The organism is Janibacter alkaliphilus (assembly GCF_013408565.1).
GTDB lineage: Bacteria > Actinomycetota > Actinomycetes > Actinomycetales > Dermatophilaceae > Janibacter > Janibacter alkaliphilus.
The window spans coordinates 1410058-1427369 of the sequence record NZ_JACBZX010000001.1 but is presented as its reverse complement, the minus strand read 5'-3'; the positions used below and the strand labels follow the sequence as shown (position 1 = coordinate 1427369).

General features: G+C 72.6%; 17 protein-coding genes. 8 read left to right on the top strand and 9 right to left on the bottom strand.

All coding sequences use genetic code 11. The annotated features are described in order from the left end of the window. Window positions 1-55: 55 nt before the first annotated feature. The 5 genes from BJY28_RS06945 to BJY28_RS06925 form a co-directional block, all read right to left on the bottom strand. Window positions 56-715, bottom strand: a complete 660-nt coding sequence (locus tag BJY28_RS06945; protein WP_179462358.1) for a hypothetical protein — start codon at window positions 713-715, stop codon at window positions 56-58. After that, window positions 712-1404: a helix-turn-helix domain-containing protein gene (locus BJY28_RS06940; protein ID WP_179462357.1), complete on the bottom strand. Its 693-nt coding sequence runs from the start codon at window positions 1402-1404 to the stop codon at window positions 712-714. Before BJY28_RS06940 ends, BJY28_RS06945 begins: the two co-directional genes overlap by 4 nt. A gap of 195 nt (window positions 1405-1599) precedes the next feature. Beyond that, a complete protein-coding gene (gene ygfZ, locus BJY28_RS06935) occupies window positions 1600-2628 on the bottom strand; it encodes a CAF17-like 4Fe-4S cluster assembly/insertion protein YgfZ (RefSeq protein ID WP_179462356.1) in 1029 nt (342 codons plus the stop codon). A gap of 92 nt (window positions 2629-2720) precedes the next feature. Then, entirely contained in the window at window positions 2721-3215 is a 495-nt protein-coding gene (locus tag BJY28_RS06930; protein WP_179462355.1) for a heme-binding beta-barrel domain-containing protein, read from the bottom strand. A gap of 48 nt (window positions 3216-3263) precedes the next feature. Continuing rightward, window positions 3264-4103, bottom strand: a complete 840-nt coding sequence (locus BJY28_RS06925; protein WP_179462354.1) for a hypothetical protein — start codon at window positions 4101-4103, stop codon at window positions 3264-3266. 69 nt (window positions 4104-4172) lie between these two features. Here BJY28_RS06925 and BJY28_RS06920 point away from each other — a divergent pair, with 69 nt between their 5' ends. From BJY28_RS06920 to pstB, 8 genes are all read left to right on the top strand, one after another. Beyond that, window positions 4173-4883, top strand: a complete 711-nt coding sequence (locus tag BJY28_RS06920) for a response regulator transcription factor (RefSeq protein ID WP_179462353.1) — start codon at window positions 4173-4175, stop codon at window positions 4881-4883. Then, window positions 4880-5779 carry a mycothiol synthase gene (gene mshD / locus BJY28_RS06915; protein ID WP_179462352.1) on the top strand — a complete coding sequence of 300 codons (900 nt, stop codon included), beginning with the start codon at window positions 4880-4882 and terminating at the stop codon, window positions 5777-5779. Before BJY28_RS06920 ends, mshD begins: the two co-directional genes overlap by 4 nt. A gap of 17 nt (window positions 5780-5796) precedes the next feature. After that, a complete protein-coding gene (locus tag BJY28_RS06910; protein ID WP_179462351.1) occupies window positions 5797-8070 on the top strand; it encodes an RNA degradosome polyphosphate kinase in 2274 nt (757 codons plus the stop codon). A gap of 2 nt (window positions 8071-8072) precedes the next feature. Then, window positions 8073-9026: an NUDIX hydrolase gene (locus BJY28_RS06905; protein ID WP_179462350.1), complete on the top strand. Its 954-nt coding sequence runs from the start codon at window positions 8073-8075 to the stop codon at window positions 9024-9026. Window positions 9027-9237: 211 nt separating this feature from the next. Further along, entirely contained in the window at window positions 9238-10341 is a 1104-nt protein-coding gene (gene pstS / locus BJY28_RS06900; protein WP_179463993.1) for a phosphate ABC transporter substrate-binding protein PstS, read from the top strand. Between the two features lie 142 nt (window positions 10342-10483). Beyond that, window positions 10484-11395 carry a phosphate ABC transporter permease subunit PstC gene (gene pstC / locus BJY28_RS06895; RefSeq protein WP_218913056.1) on the top strand — a complete coding sequence of 304 codons (912 nt, stop codon included), beginning with the start codon at window positions 10484-10486 and terminating at the stop codon, window positions 11393-11395. Then, a complete protein-coding gene (pstA, locus tag BJY28_RS06890; RefSeq protein WP_179462349.1) occupies window positions 11395-12504 on the top strand; it encodes a phosphate ABC transporter permease PstA in 1110 nt (369 codons plus the stop codon). The genes pstC and pstA overlap by 1 nt, the downstream gene beginning before the upstream one ends. A gap of 27 nt (window positions 12505-12531) precedes the next feature. Further along, entirely contained in the window at window positions 12532-13311 is a 780-nt protein-coding gene (gene pstB / locus BJY28_RS06885) for a phosphate ABC transporter ATP-binding protein PstB (RefSeq protein WP_179462348.1), read from the top strand. Window positions 13312-13464: 153 nt separating this feature from the next. Here pstB and BJY28_RS06880 read toward each other — a convergent pair whose 3' ends face one another. The 4 genes from BJY28_RS06880 to BJY28_RS06865 form a co-directional block, all read right to left on the bottom strand. Beyond that, window positions 13465-14460, bottom strand: a complete 996-nt coding sequence (locus BJY28_RS06880) for an inorganic phosphate transporter (RefSeq protein WP_343037002.1) — start codon at window positions 14458-14460, stop codon at window positions 13465-13467. Window positions 14461-14462: 2 nt separating this feature from the next. Then, entirely contained in the window at window positions 14463-15086 is a 624-nt protein-coding gene (locus BJY28_RS06875) for a DUF47 family protein (RefSeq protein WP_179462347.1), read from the bottom strand. A gap of 741 nt (window positions 15087-15827) precedes the next feature. Then, complete coding sequence (locus BJY28_RS06870; protein ID WP_343037001.1) at window positions 15828-16430, bottom strand: hypothetical protein; 603 nt, start codon at window positions 16428-16430, stop codon at window positions 15828-15830. 9 nt (window positions 16431-16439) lie between these two features. Further along, window positions 16440-17174 carry an enoyl-CoA hydratase-related protein gene (locus BJY28_RS06865; protein WP_179462346.1) on the bottom strand — a complete coding sequence of 245 codons (735 nt, stop codon included), beginning with the start codon at window positions 17172-17174 and terminating at the stop codon, window positions 16440-16442. Window positions 17175-17312 lie beyond the last annotated feature (138 nt).

The window sequence follows — 17312 nt, the reverse complement described above, 5'->3', positions numbered from 1 at the left end:
AGCGACGATAGCGGCCCTGGCAGGAGCCTCAGGGGTGGCTCCGGGTCGGTGATGCTCAGTCGCCGACCTTCTCGGCGGCCTTCTTGGTGGCCTTGCTCGAGGCGTTGGCGGTCTTGCGGGCCGAGGTGGTGGTCCGCTTGGCCGCGGCGCTGCTCTTCTTGGAGGCGTTCTTGGCGGTGGTGGAGGTCCGCTTGGCCGCGGTGCGGGTGGCCTTGGCGGAGTCCTCGACGGCCTTCTCGGCCTTCTTGGCGTCGACCGAGACGGTGGTCTTGCCGTCGGTGGTCTTGACCTCGACGCTGTCCGCGACGCCCTCGGCGGCCTTCTCGGCCTGGTTGCGGCCGATGGTCAGGGTGGCCTTGGCGGAGCGCTCCACCTCGGCGACCGCGTTGCGGACGGTGGTGACGAAGCCCTTGCCCATGGAGATGGTGGACTCGGCCTGGTTGACCAGGTCCTTGGTGGACTGCTGGTTGGCGATCCGCTCGGCGAGCTTCTCGCCGCGGTCGGTCAGGTCGGCGTAGCCCTTCTCGACGAAGGTGCGGGCGTCGGCCGGGGCCGACTTCACGCGGGCCTGGACCTTGGCCGGGGCCAGCTCGGCGCCGGCGGCGCTGATCCGGTCACCGGTGGTGCGGACCTGCTCGACGGCGAGGTCGGTGGCGCCGAGGGTGGCGTAGGCCTGGTCGGTGACGACCTTCTTGACGGTGGTGCTGATGCTCATGAGTCACTCCTTCGGTTGCGACCGGCGGCAGCTCCTCGTCCGCTGGTCGATGTGCGGGCGGCTCCGGTGGCGCCCGAGGTCTTCGTCGTCGCGGAGCGGGTGCCCGCGGCGCTGGTGCGTCGACGGGAGGTGCCCGTCGAGGTCGTGCCGGCCGTGCTGGCCGTGGTCTTCTTCGCCTTCGTGGCGGTGGACTTCTTCGCCGGCTTCGCCTTGGTGCCGGCGCTCGTCCTCGCAGCCGGCTTCTTCGTGCCCGACTTCTTCGTGGCCGGCTGCGTCGTGGCCGGGGCCTTCGACGCGGCGGTCGGCACGGCGGCCTCGGCCGGCTCGCTCGTCGCGCCGACGAAGCTGTCGTAGATCTCCAGCAGCGTCTGCCGCTGCCGGCTGGTCAGCGCGGCGTCCGAGCGGATCGCGGTCCGGGTGGCGTTGCCGCCCGACTCCGGGGTCTCGCTGGGGTCGAGCAGCCCGGCCTGGACGTAGAGGGTCTCGGCGGAGATCGACAGGCCCTTGGCGATCTGCTGCAGGATCTCGGCGCTGGGCCGCTTCACCCCGCGCTCGATCTGGGAGAGGTAGGGGTTGGAGATGCCCGCGAGGTCGGAGAGCTGACGCACCGAGAGCCGTGCGCTCTGTCGCTGCTCCTTGAGGTACTCGCCGAGGTTGTCGCTCAGCGGTGCCAGCGGGTTCTTGCTCATGTCTTCCATTGTGCTTGCTGCAGCAAGCACATGCAAACTGCAGACGCGAGAACCGGCCGTGACCTCCCTCACTCCCCCTTCCCCCCGCGGCACCCACAAGAACCGGCTACCACGCAGTAAGTGCTGTGATCACGACACTTACTGCGTGGTAGCCGGGTCTCTAGGCGGCGATGTCGGGGTGGGAGACGAAGGGGGTCAGGGGGCGACGACGAGCGTCTGCGCCGCGGTCACGTCACCGGTGACGAGCAGCGTGGCCTCCGGGTCGGTGGAGCGCTTGACCACCGCCAGGCCCACCGGCCCGTCCTCGTGGTGGCGGGCGATGCTGGTCAGCCGGCCGACGGCCCGCTCGCCGAGGCGGATCTCGGCGCCGGCCTCGGGCAGCAGGTGCCCGGAGCCGTCGAGGTGGAGGAAGACCAGCCGGCGCGGCGGACGCCCCAGGTTGTGCACCCGGGCGATCGTCTCCTGCCCGCGGTAGCACCCCTTGTGCAGGTGGACCGCGGTGCGCAGCCAGTCGAGCTCGTGGGCGATCGTGCGGTGGTCGGTGTCGACGCCCAGCCGGGGCCGCCAGGCCACCACCCGCAGCGCCTCGGCCGCCCAGGTGCCGACGAGGTCCCGGTCGCCGACGTGGTCGGCCAGCTCGCCGCGGGGCACCACCAGCTCGCGCCAGGCCCGGTCACGCGCGGGGTGATCGTCGGTGGGCGGGCCGTACTCGGCGGTGTCGCCGACCGGCCCGGGCCACGGGTCCACCCAGGTCGGCGGCTCGCCGTCGACGCCGGCCCGTCCGATCGGCTCGCCCAGGACGGCGAAGTCGTCGGTGACGTCCTCGACGGTGACGTCGAGCATGAAGCGCATCGAGTCCAGCCAGCCGGCCAGCTGCGGCGCGGTCCCGGGCTCGACGGTGATCCAGGTCTGCTCACCGTCGTCGACGACGTGCAGGGCATGCTCGACGTGCCCCTTGGGGCTGAGCACGAGCGACTCGGCGGAGGCGCGCGGGGCCAGGTCGGTCAGCTGCTGCGAGGTGAGCGAGTGCAGCCAGGAGAGCCGGTCCCGCCCGCGCAGCCGGACCACCCCGCGGTGCGAGAGGTCGACGACGCCCAGGCCCTCCTGCAGCAGCCGCTGCTCGCGCACCGGGTCGCCGTAGTGGGCGGCCACGCCAGCGTCCGGGCCGTCGCCGGGGACGGCCCCACGGGTGTCCAGCAGCACGGACGGCGCGAGATCGGTCATGCCACCAATCTACGTCCCCGCCTCTCCGCCCTCGACCCTCGCCCGGGTACCGGTGACGGGGGACCACCGGCAGCGGCTCGGCGGCCCCGGGCTCACTCGACGCGCTTGAGCTCCGCGCTCATGTGGCTGGTCATCGGGTGCCCCTCGGCGGCCATGTCCATCACCCACATGAGGTTGCTGTTCACGTAGCCGTACATCCGCTGCGCGGCGGAGTAGTCGGCGGCACCCGAGCTGCGGATGACGCCGTCGGTCTTCAGCTCGACCCGGGCCGGCTCGACGCTGCCGTAGTACATCTCGACGATCCCGGTCGGGTGCGCCAGCAGCAGCTCCACCTCGCCCTCGCCGGCCGCCCGCCAGTAGCCGGTCTCGGTGGCGTAGGGCTCGGTCTTCTCGCCCTGCTCGTCCAGCAGCCAGGTCTGGCTCAGCCAGGTGAGGAAGGGCCGACCGTCGTGGGTGACGAAGACCTCCTGGCCGAAGTTGGCGGACTCCATGGTGGGGTAGCCGACCACGCCGGCGCCCTCCCAGCGGCCGACCAGCCAGGCGAGCGGGGCGATGTCCGGGTGCAGCGTGGGGTCGATGGTGAACACCGCCCCATGCTAGGTGCCGAAGGGCGACCAGCCCCAGCGGCGCCCGGCTCAGCCCAGCAGCGCCCGGGCGAGCAGGTGGACCACCGGGCCGACGACGAGCACCGAGGCCACGCCGGCCGCCGGTGCCGCCGCCGAGTCGATCGCCGGGAGCTGGGCGAGCATCCGGCGCAGGCAGAGGGCCACCCCGGCGACGAGCATCCCCAGCAGCGCCGCCCAGGCGCCGAGCCCTCCGTCGAGGGCCAGGCTGGTCGCCAGGCCGCCGAGCCCGCCGAGCAGCACCGCCACCGGCAGCATCCACGCCTGGCGACCGGGGCGCTCGGTGGCCAGGTCGGCGACCGCCGCGACGGCCACGGCCACCCCGGCGACGGCCACCGGGTAGCCGCCGGTGGCCGGCGCGGTGAGCAGCACCGCCCCGCAGGTGAGCACGGCGATCCCCAGGGCGGAGGCGGCCAGGTGCGCCGCCAGCGTCTCCCGCGCCGGGGCCTGGACCAGCGGCTGCAGGCACATCGCGACGACGCCCGCGCCGACCCCGACGGTGACCAGCGCGAGGTCGACCGGCTCGCGCACCGCGAGCGCGGTGGCGATGCCGACCAGCGCGGTGAGCAGCACCAACGACGACCCGACCGGCGTGGCCGAGCCGAGCAACCGGGGCCAGCCGACGACCACCACCAGCCCGAGGACGAGGTAGCCGACGATCAGCGGCAGGCTGCCGTCGAGCCGCGAGAGACCCGCCAGCACCAGCCCGGCGAGCACGGCGCCGACGGCGACCAGCGGTCGCGGGCGAGCGGGCGGAGCCTCGGGGTCCAGGGGGGCGGCGGCCGGGTCACCGACGTGCCGGGCACGCAGCGTGGCGCGCGTCACCGGCTCGGCGGACCGCTCGGACGTCACGGGGGCGACCCTATCCCGCGTGGTGTCACCCTCGGCGGCGCCGCGAGCAACAGGCATATCCTGGAGGTCATGGCCCGCCTGCTCCTGCTCACGGACGACCTCGCGCCCAGCGCCGAGGTCCTCCCGGCGCTGGGGCTGCTGGGCCACCTGGTGCGCACCTCCCCGGCGGAGGCGTCGGCGCTGGTCGAGGCGCCGCCGGTGGACGTCATCCTCGTCGACGCCCGCCGCGAGCTCGTGCAGGCCCGCTCGCTCACCCGGCTGATCCGCACCGCCGGCACCTCCTCGCCGGTGATCGCGATCCTCACCGAAGGGGGCCTCACCGCCCTCAACGGGGAGTGGGGCGTGGACGACGTCGTCCTCGACAGCGCCGGCCCGGCCGAGGTCGAGGCGCGGATCCGGCTGGCCACCTCGCGCGCCGGCGAGGACGACGACGAGGCCGCCGAGCGGATCACCACCGGCGACCTGACCATCGACGAGGCCAGCTACTCCGCGCGGCTGCGCGGCCGGCCGCTGGACCTGACCTACAAGGAGTTCGAGCTGCTGAAGTACCTCGCCCAGCACCCCGGCCGCGTCTTCACCCGGGCCCAGCTGCTGCAGGAGGTCTGGGGGTACGACTACTACGGCGGCACCCGGACCGTGGACGTGCACGTCCGCCGGCTGCGCGCCAAGCTCGGGAGCGAGCACGAGGTGCTCATCGGCACCGTGCGCAACGTCGGCTACCGCTTCGTCCCGGAGAGCCCCGACGAGGTCGAGGCCGAGGTCCCGGTGGGGGTCTCATGAGCACCGCGGACGTGACCCGGCTGCGCGAGCTGCCCGACCCCCAGGCGGTGCTCGCTGCGGCGTCGGCCGCCCGCGCGACCGACGGGGTGGCCCCGCTGGGTGAGGCCTTCGAGCTGGCCCTGACCCGCCCGGGCAACCACCGGCTGATCACCGCCGACGGCACCCCCGACGGCGCGGTGCTCGGCTACGCCGGCCTGGCCGAGGACGGCTCGGCGGAGGCGCTCGTCGTCCCAGACGCCCGCCGCCGCGGGCTGGGTCGGGCGCTGGTGCAGGACGTCCTCGACGAGCGCGGCGACGCCCGGCTGTGGGCCCACGGCGATCTGCCGGCCGCGCGCGCCCTGGCTGCCGCCCTCGGTCTCGAGGTCTCCCGCGAGCTGCTCGTGCTGGCCCGGCCGCTCACCCGCGACGACGCGAGCGCCCCCGACCTCCCCGACGGGGTGCGGGTGCGCCCCTTCGTCCCCGGCCAGGACGACACCGAGCTGCTGGCGGTCAATGCCGCCGCCTTCGCCGACCACCCGGAGCAGGGTGCCCTCGACCAGACAGGTCTGGACGAGCGGATGGGCCTGGACTGGTTCAACCCGGCCGGGCTGCTGCTGCTCGTCGAGGGCGAGAGCGAGGGTGAGGCCGGGCGCGAGGAGATCGTCGGCTTCCACTGGACGAAGGTGGAGGACGGCGTCGGCGAGGTCTACGTCGTCGGCGTTCGCCCGGACCACCAGGGGCGCGGGCTGGCCGGGCCGCTGACGAGGCTCGGGCTGGCGCACCTGGCCGGGCTCGGGCTGGGCGAGGTGGAGCTCTACGTCGAGGGCGACAACGCGCCCGCGCTGGCCACCTACGGCAGGGTGGGCTTCGTGCGCCGGGACGCGCACGTCATGTATTCACGGGCCGTTCAACGCTGACTGGAAGGATGGGCGTCATGCCGCAGCCGGAGAGCACCCAGGAGACCCGGACCGGGGACGGCGGCGCCCGCTCGTCCGACGTCTCGATCACCACCTCCTCGCCCACCGCGAACCCGTGGCTGCGGCCGCGGGCGGCGAACGGGCGCTTCGTGCGCGCGGCCAGCGACGAGGACGCCGAGCAGGACAGCTCGCTGCCGGCCGACCGCTTCCTCGACCGCGAGATCAGCTGGCTGCAGTTCAACGAGCGGGTGCTGCAGCTGGCCGCCGACGAGGACGTCCCGCTGCTGGAGCGGGCCCGCTTCCTGGCGATCTTCACCAGCAACCTCGACGAGTTCTTCATGGTCCGGGTGGCCGGGCTGAAGCGGCGGATCGCCACCGGCATCGCCGTGCGCTCCGCCTCCGGGCTGGAGCCGCGGGAGGTGCTCGAGCAGATCTCCGTCGTCGCCCACGACCTGACCCGGGTGCAGGCCCGGATCTTCGAGGACGAGGTGCGCCCGGCGCTGGCCGAGGAGGGCATCACGATCGTCCGGTGGAGCGACATCGAGGACGCCGAGCAGGAGCGCCTGGGCGACCTCTTCACCGAGCAGATCTTCCCGGTGCTCACCCCGCTGGCGGTGGACCCGGCCCATCCCTTCCCGTACATCTCCGGGCTGTCGCTGAACCTCGCGGTCATCCTCATCAACCCCAAGACCGGCAAGGAGCACTTCGCCCGGGTCAAGGTGCCGCCGTCGCTGCCGCGCTTCATGAAGGTGCGCCGGGCCGGGGCCTCGGTGACCTCCGACCTCTTCGAGGCCCGCTTCATGCCGCTCGAGGACGTCATCGCCGCGCACCTCGACCAGCTCTTCCCCGGCATGGAGGTGCACGAGCACTACACCTTCCGGGTCACCCGCAACGAGGACCTCGAGGTCGAGGAGGACGACAACGAGAACCTGCTCACCGCGCTGGAGCGGGAGCTGACCCGGCGCCGCTTCGGCCCGCCGGTGCGCCTCGAGGTCGACGAGGACATGGACGACCACGTCATGGACCTGCTGGTGCGCGAGCTCGGGGTGACCGACGAGGAGGTCTACCGGCTGCCGGCGCCGCTGGACCTGCGCGGGCTCAACGACATCGCCGACATCGACCGCAGCGACCTGCACTACCCGCCCTTCGTCGCCCGGACCAACGCCGAGCTGGCGCCCACCGAGTCGGCCAAGGCGCGCTCGATCATCGACAAGATCCGTCGCCAGGACGTGCTGCTGCAGCACCCCTACGACTCCTTCTCCACCTCGGTGCAGGCCTTCATCGAGCAGGCCGCGGCCGACCCGAAGGTGCTGGCGATCAAGCAGACCCTCTACCGCACCAGCGGGGACAGCCCGATCGTCGACGCGCTCATCGACGCCGCCGAGGCCGGCAAGCAGGTGCTCGCGGTCGTCGAGATCAAGGCGCGCTTCGACGAGCAGAACAACATCGAGTGGGCCCGCAAGCTGGAGCACTCCGGGGTGCACGTGGTCTACGGCATCGTCGGGCTGAAGACCCACTGCAAGCTCTCCCTGGTGGTCCGCCAGGAGGCCGAAGGGGTCCGCCGCTACTGCCACGTCGGGACCGGGAACTACAACCCCAAGACCGCCCGGTTGTACGAGGACTTCGGGCTGCTCACCGCCGACCCGGAGGTCGGCGAGGACCTCACCAAGCTCTTCAACCAGCTCTCGGGGGTGGCCCCGCGCAGCAAGTTCAAGCGGCTGCTGGTGGCCCCGCGCTCGATCCGCGACGGGCTCGTCGACCGGATCGAGAAACAGATCGCCCGCCAGGGACGCTCCGGCGACGGCTACGTGGCGATCAAGGTCAACTCGATCGTGGACGAGCAGATCATCGACGCGCTCTACCGGGCCAGCCAGGCCGGCGTCGAGGTCGACGTGTGGGTGCGCGGCATCTGCGCGCTGCGGCCGGGGGTGCCCGGGCTCAGCGAGAACATCCGGGTGCACTCGGTGCTCGGTCGCTTCCTCGAGCACAGCCGGATCTTCCTCTTCGGCTCCGGGGAGGAGCGAGAGGCCTGGATCGGCAGCGCCGACATGATGCACCGCAACCTCGACCGTCGGGTCGAGGCGCTGGTGCGGATCACCGAGCCGCGGCACGTCGACCTGCTCTTCGACCTGTTGCGGCGCGGCATGTCCGAGGAGTACTCGCACTGGGCGCTGGACGGGGACGGCCGGTGGATCCGGGAGCACCGGGACGCGGCCGGCGAGCCCCTGCCGGACGTGCAGTCCTGGCTCATCGGGGCGCACGCCAAGCGTCGCCGCAAGGCGCGGCGCTGAGCATGGCCGCCGTCCTCGCCGCAGGCACCCTCCCCTGGCGGCGCCGCCGCGGTGCGCTGCAGGTGGCCATGGTGCACCGGCCCCGCTACGACGACTGGTCCTGGCCGAAGGGCAAGCTCGACCCCGGCGAGGCCTTCCCGGCCGCCGCGGTGCGCGAGACGCTCGAGGAGACCGGGCTGCGGGTGCGGCTCGGGCTGCCGCTGCCCACCTCCACCTACACCGCCGGCAACGGCCGGCGGCAGGTGAAGGAGGTGCGCTACTGGGCGGCCGAGGTGGCCGGCGGCGACGGCGCGCTGGAGCACGAGGTGGACGAGGTGGCCTGGCTGGACCTGCCGACCGCAGCCCGTCGGCTCAGCTACGCCCACGACCAGGACCAGCTCGCCGCGCTCGCCGAGGCGGACGCCCGCGGGGTGCTCTCCTCGTGGCCGCTGGCGCTGGTGCGGCACGCCAAGGCGCAGCCGCGCGGCGGCTGGACCGGTGACGACTGGCTGCGCCCGCTCGACGACATCGGGGCGCTGCAGGCCGGGGAGCTGGTCCCGCTGCTCGGCGCCTACGACGTGCAGCGGCTGGTGACCAGCCCCTCGACCCGGGCCGCGGACACGCTCGCCCCCTTCGCCACCGCGCTCGGGGTCAAGCTGCGCACCAAGCCGGGGCTCTCCGAGGAGGGCTACGCCGTCGACCCGGCGAAGGCGCCGCACCACCTGCGCCGGGTCTTCGACCGCGGCGTGGCGAGCGCGCTGTGCAGCCACGGCCCCACGCTGCTCGGGCTGGTCGACGAGGTGCTGGCGCGGGTCGAGCCGCGCGGCGACGACGGGCTGCTGGCGCGGTCGGTGGTCAGCGACGCCCTGGAGACCGGGATGGCGAAGGGCGAGGTGCTGCTGCTGCACGTCGTCGGCACCGGGGCCGACGCCCGGGTGGTGGCGGCCGAGCGGCACCACCCGCGGGACCGCGCGTAGCCCCTCCCGAACCGCACAACTCTGGCTCACCGGGCGCCGCGGCGCGCGCCACGATCGCGGGCGCACGCAGTGTGCACGGCCGGTTCACCGCTCGTTCACCGGGCTCGGTACGTCCGGTCACCGTCGCTTCCTAGGTTGCCCGCGTACGACACGGGGCATCGAGGGGGATGCCTCGCGCCAGCTCCCCTGTGAGAGAGGTTCACCAGACGTGATGCGTTCGACCGGCCGCAAGGCCCTCACCTTCTCGGCCGCGATGGCCCTGACCCTGACCGTCGGCGCCTGCGGTGCCAGCAACGAGGACACCGGCTCCGGCGAGGGCTCCGGCGAGGGTGTCTCCGGCACCCTCAGCGGCGCCGGGTCGTCGGCGCAGGCTGCTGCCGTCGACGCCTGGAAGGTCGGCTTCCAGGAGACCAACCCCGAGGCGACGGTGAACTACGACCCGGTGGGCTCCGGCGGCGGCCGCGAGCAGTTCGTCAGCGGCGGGGTGCCGTGGGCCGGCTCCGACGCCTACCTCGACGAGGACGAGCTGACCGGCGCCCAGGAGCAGTGCGGCGGCGCGGACAACCTCATCGAGATCCCCGCCTACATCTCGCCGATCGCCGTCACCTACAACATCGAGGGCGTCGACGAGCTCAACCTCTCGCCCGACACCCTGGCGCAGATCTTCGACCAGAAGATCACCACCTGGGACGACGAGGCCATCGCCGAGGACAACCCGGACGCGGACCTCCCCTCGACCGACATCACCGTGGTCAACCGCTCCGACGAGTCCGGCACCACCGAGAACTTCGTCGAGTACCTCTCGGCGGCCGCCGAGGACAGCTGGCCGCACGAGGTCGACGGCAACTGGCCGGTCAGCGGCGGCACCGCCGCCAAGGGCACCACCGGTGTGGTCGACGCCATCGGCCAGGCCGACGGCGCCATCGGCTACGCCGACGTCTCGCAGATCGGTGACCTGCCGGCCGCCAACGTCAAGGTGGGCGAGGAGTACGTCGGCCCGACCCCGGAGGCCGCCGCGAAGATCATCGACGCCTCGGAGCAGGTCGAGGACCGTGGCCAGTACGACTACGCCACCGACCTGTCGCGCGACACCACCGAGTCGGGCACCTACCCGGTCGTGCTCGCCTCCTACGAGCTCGCCTGCACCCAGTACGACGACGCCGAGCAGGCCGAGCTCGTCAAGGCCTGGCTGAGCTACCTGGTCAGCGAGGAGGGCCAGGAGGCCGCGGCCGAGCAGGCCGGCTCCGCGCCGATCAGCGACGACCTCCGCGGCCGCGCCGAAGAGGCCATCGACGCGATCTCCGCCTCGGAGTGATCTCGACGCGCACGTGACGCGGCGGCGGTCCACCATCGCGTGGACCGCCGCCGACGCGCGTGCCCCTCCCCCTCTCGCACGACCAGGAGCACCCCCTGTGAGCACATCCACCCAGTCCCCGGAGACCTCCGGAGGCGCCGAGCTGAAGGGCTCGAAGAGCCGGATCGGCGACGGTCTCTTCCTCGGCCTCTCCGCCTCGGCCGGCCTCACCATCCTCGTCACCCTCTTCCTCGTCGCGTTCTTCCTCTTCTGGGAGGCGTGGCCCGCGATCACCGCGGCACCGGACGAGGTGCGTGGCGGGCAGGGGCTGGTGCACTACATCGCGCCGCTGCTCGTGGGCACGCTGATGTCGGCGGCGATCGCGCTGATCATCGCCACCCCGCTGGCCATCGGCATCGCCCTCTTCATCACCCACTACGCGCCGCGTCGGCTGGCCACCGCTCTGGGCTACCTCGTCGACCTGCTGGCCGCGGTACCGTCGGTGATCTTCGGCCTGTGGGGCGTCACCGTCGTCGGGCCCGGGATGATGGGTGTCCAGGGAGGCCTGAACGAGTACCTCGGCTGGCTGCCGTTCTTCGGCGGCAACGCCAGCCCGCGCTCGATGCTCGTCACCGGCCTGGTGCTGGCCATCATGATCCTGCCGATCATGACCGCGGTGAACCGCGAGGTCTTCCTGCAGACCCCGGCGCTGCACGAGGAGGCCTCGCTGGCCCTGGGCGCCACCCGCTGGGAGATGATCCAGCAGGCGGTCGTCCCCTTCGGAAAGTCCGGGATCATCTCCGGCGCCATGCTCGGCCTGGGCCGCGCGCTCGGCGAGACGATGGCGGTGGCGATCATCCTCTCCGCCTCGGTGCGCTACACCTCGGTGATCACCACCTCGGGCAACCCGGGCACCATCGCCGGTGACATCGCGCTGAACTTCCCCGAGTCCAGCGGGATCGACGTCAACACCCTCATCACCGCAGGGCTCGTCCTCTTCTTCGTCACCCTGATCGTCAACATGATCGCGCGCTGGATCGTCTCCCGCCGGTCCGAGTTCTCCGGAGCCAACTGATGACCACCACGGACAACGCCACCGACACCCGCCAGAGCCCCTCGGGCGACGACGAGGGCTTCGCCCGTGGCGGCCAGGGCACCCTCTCGCAGACGACGCGCTGGGCCGTGGTTGCCGGCTCGCTCGTCGCCGGCGGGCTGATCGTCACGCTGCTGTGGGGCTTCTCGCTGATCTTCACCGTGATGGTCGCTGCGGCCATCTACCTCGTCGCGATCTTCGCCGTCTCGCGCCGCGTCGAGGGCCACCGGCACGCGGTGGACCGGGTGGTCACCGGGGTCGTCACGACGATGTTCCTCCTGGCCCTCATCCCGCTGGTCTCGGTGGTCTGGACCGTGGTTTCGGAGGGGATCGCCCGCTTCGACGCCGAGTTCTTCACATACTCCATGCGCGGGGTGCTCGGCGAGGGCGGCGGCGCCTACCACGCCATCATGGGCACGCTGATCATCACCGGTCTGACCACGCTCATCTCGGTACCGATCGGCATCTTCGCCGCGATCTACCTCGTCGAGTACGGGCGCAGCAGCGTGCTCCACGGGATCATCGCTCGGGGCCTGACCTTCTTCGTCGACGTCATGACCGGCATCCCGTCGATCGTCGCCGGCCTCTTCGCCATCGCCCTCTTCACCCAGCTGTTCGAGGTGGGCGTGCGGATGGGCATCATCGGCGCGGTCGCCCTGACCGTGCTCATGATCCCGGTCGTCGTGCGCTCCACCGAGGAGATGCTGCGGCTGGTGCCGAACGAGCTGCGCGAGGCGAGCTACGCGCTCGGCGTGCCGCGCTGGCTGACGATCACGAAGGTGGTGCTGCCCACCGCGGTGGCCGGCATCGCCACCGGCGTCACCCTGGCCATCGCCCGGGTCATCGGCGAGACCGCCCCGCTGCTGGTGACGGTCGGTGCCACGGACTCGACGAACCTCAACCCCTTCGACGGGCGCATGTCGACGCTGCCGATCTTCGCCTACTACAGCTACGCCACCCCCGGCGTGCCGCCGGAGCCGTACTTCGAGCGGATGTGGGCCGCCGCGCTGACGCTGATGCTCATCGTCATGGTGCTCAACATCGTCGCCCGGCTCATCTCCAAGTTCTTCGCCCCCAAGACCGGTCGCTGACCCGGCCGCCCCGAGCTAAGGAATCACGTGTCCAAGCGCATCGTCGTCAAGGATCTCGACATCTACTACGGCAGCTTCCTCGCCGTGGAGGGTGTCAGCACCACCATCGAGCCGCGGTCGGTGACCGCCCTCATCGGGCCCTCCGGCTGCGGCAAGTCCACCTTCCTCCGGGCGCTGAACCGGATGCACGAGGTCATCCCCGGCGCCCGCGTCGACGGGTCCGTCGACCTCGACGGGGAGAACATGTACGCCCGCGGCGTCGACCCGGTGCTGGTGCGCCGCAAGGTCGGCATGGTCTTCCAGAAGCCGAACCCCTTCCCCACCATGTCGATCCGGGAGAACGTCCTGGCCGGGGTGAAGCTCAACAACAAGCGGATCAACAAGAAGGACGCCGACGAGCTCGTCGAGTCCAGCCTGCGCGGCGCCAACCTGTGGACCGAGGTCAAGGACCGCCTGGACAAGCCCGGCTCCGGCCTCTCCGGCGGTCAGCAGCAGCGGCTGTGCATCGCTCGCACGATCGCCGTGCAGCCCGAGGTGGTGCTCATGGACGAGCCGTGCTCGGCGCTCGACCCGATCTCCACCCTCGCCGTCGAGGACCTCATCGCCGAGATGAAGGAGAAGTACACGATCGTCATCGTCACCCACAACATGCAGCAGGCGGCCCGGTGCTCGGACCGGACCGGCTTCTTCAACATCGAGGGCACCGGCAAGCCGGGTCACCTCGTGGAGTTCGACGACACGACGAAGATCTTCAACAACCCCAGCGAGAAGGCGACCGAGGACTACATCTCGGGCCGCTTCGGCTGAGCGCGGCGGGGGCCCACCGACGGGGCCGGCGGATCCGACAGGGGGGATCTGCCGGCCCTTCCCCGTGCCCGGGGGTCGGTCGGTGCTGGTCGGCCGGACGGGACGGACAGCTCGGATCGGGCCGACCGGCAGGGGGCGGCGGTCGACGGTCGGTCAGAGCGCGAGGCCGAGGAGCGCCATGAGCGCCGCGGCGGCCGCGCCCGCGGCGGGGAAGGTGAGCACCCAGCCGCCGACGATCGAGCGCACCACGCTCCACCGGACCGCCTTGAGCCGACGGGTCGCGCCCACCCCCATGATCGAGGAGGTGATCGCGTGCGTCGTCGAGATCGGGGCGTGCAGCGCGGTCGCGACGTAGAGGATCGCGGCCGCGCTCACCTCGGCGGCGAAACCCTGCGGCGGGGTCAGGTCGATGATCCGGCGGCCCAGGGTGCGCATGATCCGCCAGCCCCCGGCGTAGGTCCCGGCGCTGATCACCACCGCGCTCATCCCCAGCACCCACAGCGGGATCGCCTGGTCGCCGCCGGACTGGTACCCGCCGACGGTGAGGGCGAGGACCACGACACCGGCGGTCTTCGCCGCGTCCTGCATGCCGTGACCGAAGGCCATCGCCGCCGCCGAGCCGGTCTGCGCCACCCGGAAGCCCCGGGAGACCCGCCCCGGGCGGACGTCCCGGAAGAGCCAGAGGATCGCGGTCATCACGAGGTAGCCCAGCAGCAGGCCGGCCAGCGGGCTGGCGACCATCGGCAGCACCACCTTCGACAGCACCATCTCCCAGTGCACCGCGGCGCCCCCGGCCAGCGCGGCGCCACCGAGGCCGCCGATGAGGGCGTGCGAGGACGACGAGGGCAGCCCCAGCCACCAGGTGAGCAGGTTCCAGCTGATCGCCCCGAGCAGACCTGCGGTGCAGATCAGCAGGCCCTCGGAGCCGCTCGGCGGGTCGATGATGCCGCTGCCGACGGTCTCGGCGACCCGGGTGCCGAAGAAGGCGCCGCAGAGGTTGGCCACCGCGGCCATGGCGACCGCGGCGCGCGGGGTGAGCGCCCGGGTGGAGACCGAGGTGGCGATGGCGTTGGCCGCGTCGTGGAAGCCGTTGGTGTAGCTGAAGCCCATGGCGAGCAGCACCACCCCGGCCACGGGGAGCCAGTCCACCCTCAGGACCCCTTGACGACGATGCGCTCGACCCGGTGCGCCACGGTCTCGAAGGCGTCGGCGGCGGCGGAGAGGCGCTCCAGGACGTCCTTGCGCTTGATGATCTCCACCGGGTCGGTGGTCCGGCCGTCGAAGAGCTCGCCGAGCAGCCGCCGGTGGATCTGCGCGGCGCGGTTCTCCAGCCGGTTCACCTCGGTCCAGTAGCCCTCGAGGTGGCGCAGGTTGCGCAGCCGCGGCATCGCCTCGGCGGTGAGGGTGGCCATCCGGGCGAGGATCTCGGTGACCTCGAGGCAGCCGGTGGGCAGCTCACCCATCCGGTAGGCGACGACCAGGGCGCCGGTCGCCTCGATCTCGTCGACGCAGGTGTCCAGCGCGGCGGCCAGATCGACGATGTCGACGTGGTCGAAGGGGGTGATGAAGGAGGAGCTGACCGTGCGGACGATCTCGTGGGTGGTCTCGTCGGCCGTCGCCTCGGTGGCGGTGAGCCGCTCGAGGACGGCCGGCCGGTCGTCCTGGTCCGCCACGGCGAGCTCGACGAGCTGCTCGGCGGCGGCGACCCCGTGACGGGCGGCGACCGCGAACAGCTCGTGGAACGAGGTGTCCTGCGGGGTGAGGCGGAAGGCCACAGCAGCTCCGAGCGGTGTCCAGGTGGGGCAGGTCCAGGTAGGCGCGTCCCGGGTCGGGAGGTCCAGGTGGGCGGGCCCAGCGTAGAGCCACCCGGACATCTGTAGAAAACCGGTCGTTCACCGGCCGTCCACCCGGGGAGGGGCAGAGCGCTGGGCTCGGCGGCGTCTGCGCAGGTCAGGGCGGTGACGCAGCGGTGACGGTCAGGAGCCGACGCGGTGCGGAGAGTGGGGACGGCGGAGAGGGCCGAGGCGGAGAGGGAGGGCGGCTGCGAGGAGTGGAGCCGAGGTGAGGGGCCCGCAGGAGGGTAGAGGCCAGCAGGCCGGGAAGGGTGTGAGAGGTGCACCGGGCCGGGAGCGCCTCACGGCGCGCGGCCGCTCGTAGCGGCGAATTGTGGGACCCGGGGCTACCGCAGCCCGGTGCACCTCACGGGAGCCTAACTCTCCCGGCCCCCCGATGCATTCCCGCGCCGCCTCCCCCTTCCGCAGCTGCCCGGGCAAACTTCACCCACCTCCGCAACTGCCCGGGCAAATTTCACCCCTCCTCCCGCAATCGCCCGGGCAGTTCACACTCCTCCCGCAACTGCCCGGGCAAATGTCACCCCTCCTGCGCAACTGCCCGGGCAAATGTCACCCCTCCCCCGCAACTGCCCGGGCAATTTCGCCCCTTGCGCAGCTGCCCGGGCAGCTGCGGACGAACGGGGCGACACGACCACAGGTCGAAGGGCGCCGGCGGCGGCCGGATCAGTGCAGGGCGCCGGCCCGCCAGGCCCCCGCGGCGGCCTCCAGGTCCTCGGCCGTGCCGAGCATGAGCGACGCGGCGGTCACCTCGGAGTCCTCCAGATGTGCTCGCCCGGTGGCGATCACCCGGCAGAAGGACCCGGCCCGCTCCAGCGCCACGGCCAGGTCACCGTCGAAGACGCCTCCGAGGATGCGGTCGGCGAGGGTGAGCACCTCCGCCGGGCCGGGTGGTTCGGCGATCCCGGTGACCACGTGCGCCACCGGGGCCGCGGCCATGCCGGCGCCGTACTCGCGCGCGGCCTGCTCCGGCTGGCGCTGCACCCATTCCCGGAGCATGTAGAGCCGCCAGAGCGCCCCGGGCAGGCTCCGCGCCGGGCGGGCCGACCACAGCTCCGCGAGGGTGTCGATGCCCAGCTCGTCGACGAGACGCACGAGCCGGGCGGTGGTCTCCGGCGAGGCTCCCTGGCGACCGGCCTCGATCACGGTCAGCGCCGCCTGGTGCGCCGCTTCGGCCGCCTCCGCCGGGTCGGGGGTGGTGCCGCCGTGGGCCTCCATCGCGTCCGGGCCGAAGTGCAACGGCCGGCGGGGGCGACGCTGCTCGTCCACGACGTCCCCTCAGGCCCGGCTTCGGTTGAGCACGGCCCGGACCATGGTCGCCGCCTCGGAGTGGGACAGCTCGGCGCGCGAGGTCTCCCACGAGGAGCGCAGCAGGCGACGGGTCTCGCTGCTGGACCACACGTTCTCGCCGCCCAGCCAACCGACCGCCTCCTCGATCGCCGCGGCGACGTCGTCGGCGACGATGACCATCCCCCAGTCCTCGGCGGTGGCAGCGTCCAGGGTGCGCCGGCTGAGGGCGAAGGAGAGCGCCCGCTGCTGCCCGATGCCGCGCGGCAGCAGCCAGGCCAGGCCGGGGTCGGGCGCGCCGCTGCCGCCGCGGGGCGGCACGGCGAAGGTGGCGTCCCCGGTGCTGAAGGTCAGGTCGCCGGCCAGCGCCAGCCCGAGCCCCGAGCCGGCCGCGAGCCCGTGCGTGCCGACGAGGACGGGCTTGCGGGAGCTGTTGAGGGTGGTGAAGAGGTCGTCCAGGGCGGCCGCCAGGTCGAAGGTGGCGCTGGTCGGGTCGTCGGCCGCCTCGGCGGCGGTGATGTCGGAGCCCACGCAGAAGTCGGGGCCGGCGGCGGTGATCACCAACGCGTCGGCGTAGGGGTTGCCCAGGCCGCGGCGGACCGCGTCGCTGAGCTCGCGGGCGGTGACGAGGTCGAGGGCGTTGCCGGCGTCGGCGCGGTCCAGGACGATCCGGGCCACCCGGTCGTCGGCGCTGTCTCTCGCGGGGGCGCTGTATCTCACGGGCACGGCACGACTGTAGCCACGCGCGCCGACCCCGCGCAGCCCACCCGGTGACCCGACGACCGCCCATCCCCTTCGCAACTGTCCGCCGCTCGCCCGTCCACTCGCGTTCGCCCGTCCACTCGCGTTCGCCCGGGCGGCTGC

Excerpts from the sequence above, each read along its gene's own strand:
- BJY28_RS06945 (WP_179462358.1), bottom strand. The coding sequence starts at position 715 with ATGAGCATCAGCACCACCGTCAAGAAGGTCGTCACCGACCAGGCCTAC.
- BJY28_RS06940 (WP_179462357.1), bottom strand. The coding sequence starts at position 1,404 with ATGAGCAAGAACCCGCTGGCACCGCTGAGCGACAACCTCGGCGAGTAC.
- ygfZ (WP_179462356.1), bottom strand. The coding sequence starts at position 2,628 with ATGACCGATCTCGCGCCGTCCGTGCTGCTGGACACCCGTGGGGCCGTC.
- BJY28_RS06920 (WP_179462353.1), top strand. The coding sequence starts at position 4,173 with ATGGCCCGCCTGCTCCTGCTCACGGACGACCTCGCGCCCAGCGCCGAG.
- mshD (WP_179462352.1), top strand. The coding sequence starts at position 4,880 with ATGAGCACCGCGGACGTGACCCGGCTGCGCGAGCTGCCCGACCCCCAG.
- BJY28_RS06910 (WP_179462351.1), top strand. The coding sequence starts at position 5,797 with ATGCCGCAGCCGGAGAGCACCCAGGAGACCCGGACCGGGGACGGCGGC.
- BJY28_RS06905 (WP_179462350.1), top strand. The coding sequence starts at position 8,073 with ATGGCCGCCGTCCTCGCCGCAGGCACCCTCCCCTGGCGGCGCCGCCGC.
- pstS (WP_179463993.1), top strand. The coding sequence starts at position 9,238 with ATGCGTTCGACCGGCCGCAAGGCCCTCACCTTCTCGGCCGCGATGGCC.
- pstA (WP_179462349.1), top strand. The coding sequence starts at position 11,395 with ATGACCACCACGGACAACGCCACCGACACCCGCCAGAGCCCCTCGGGC.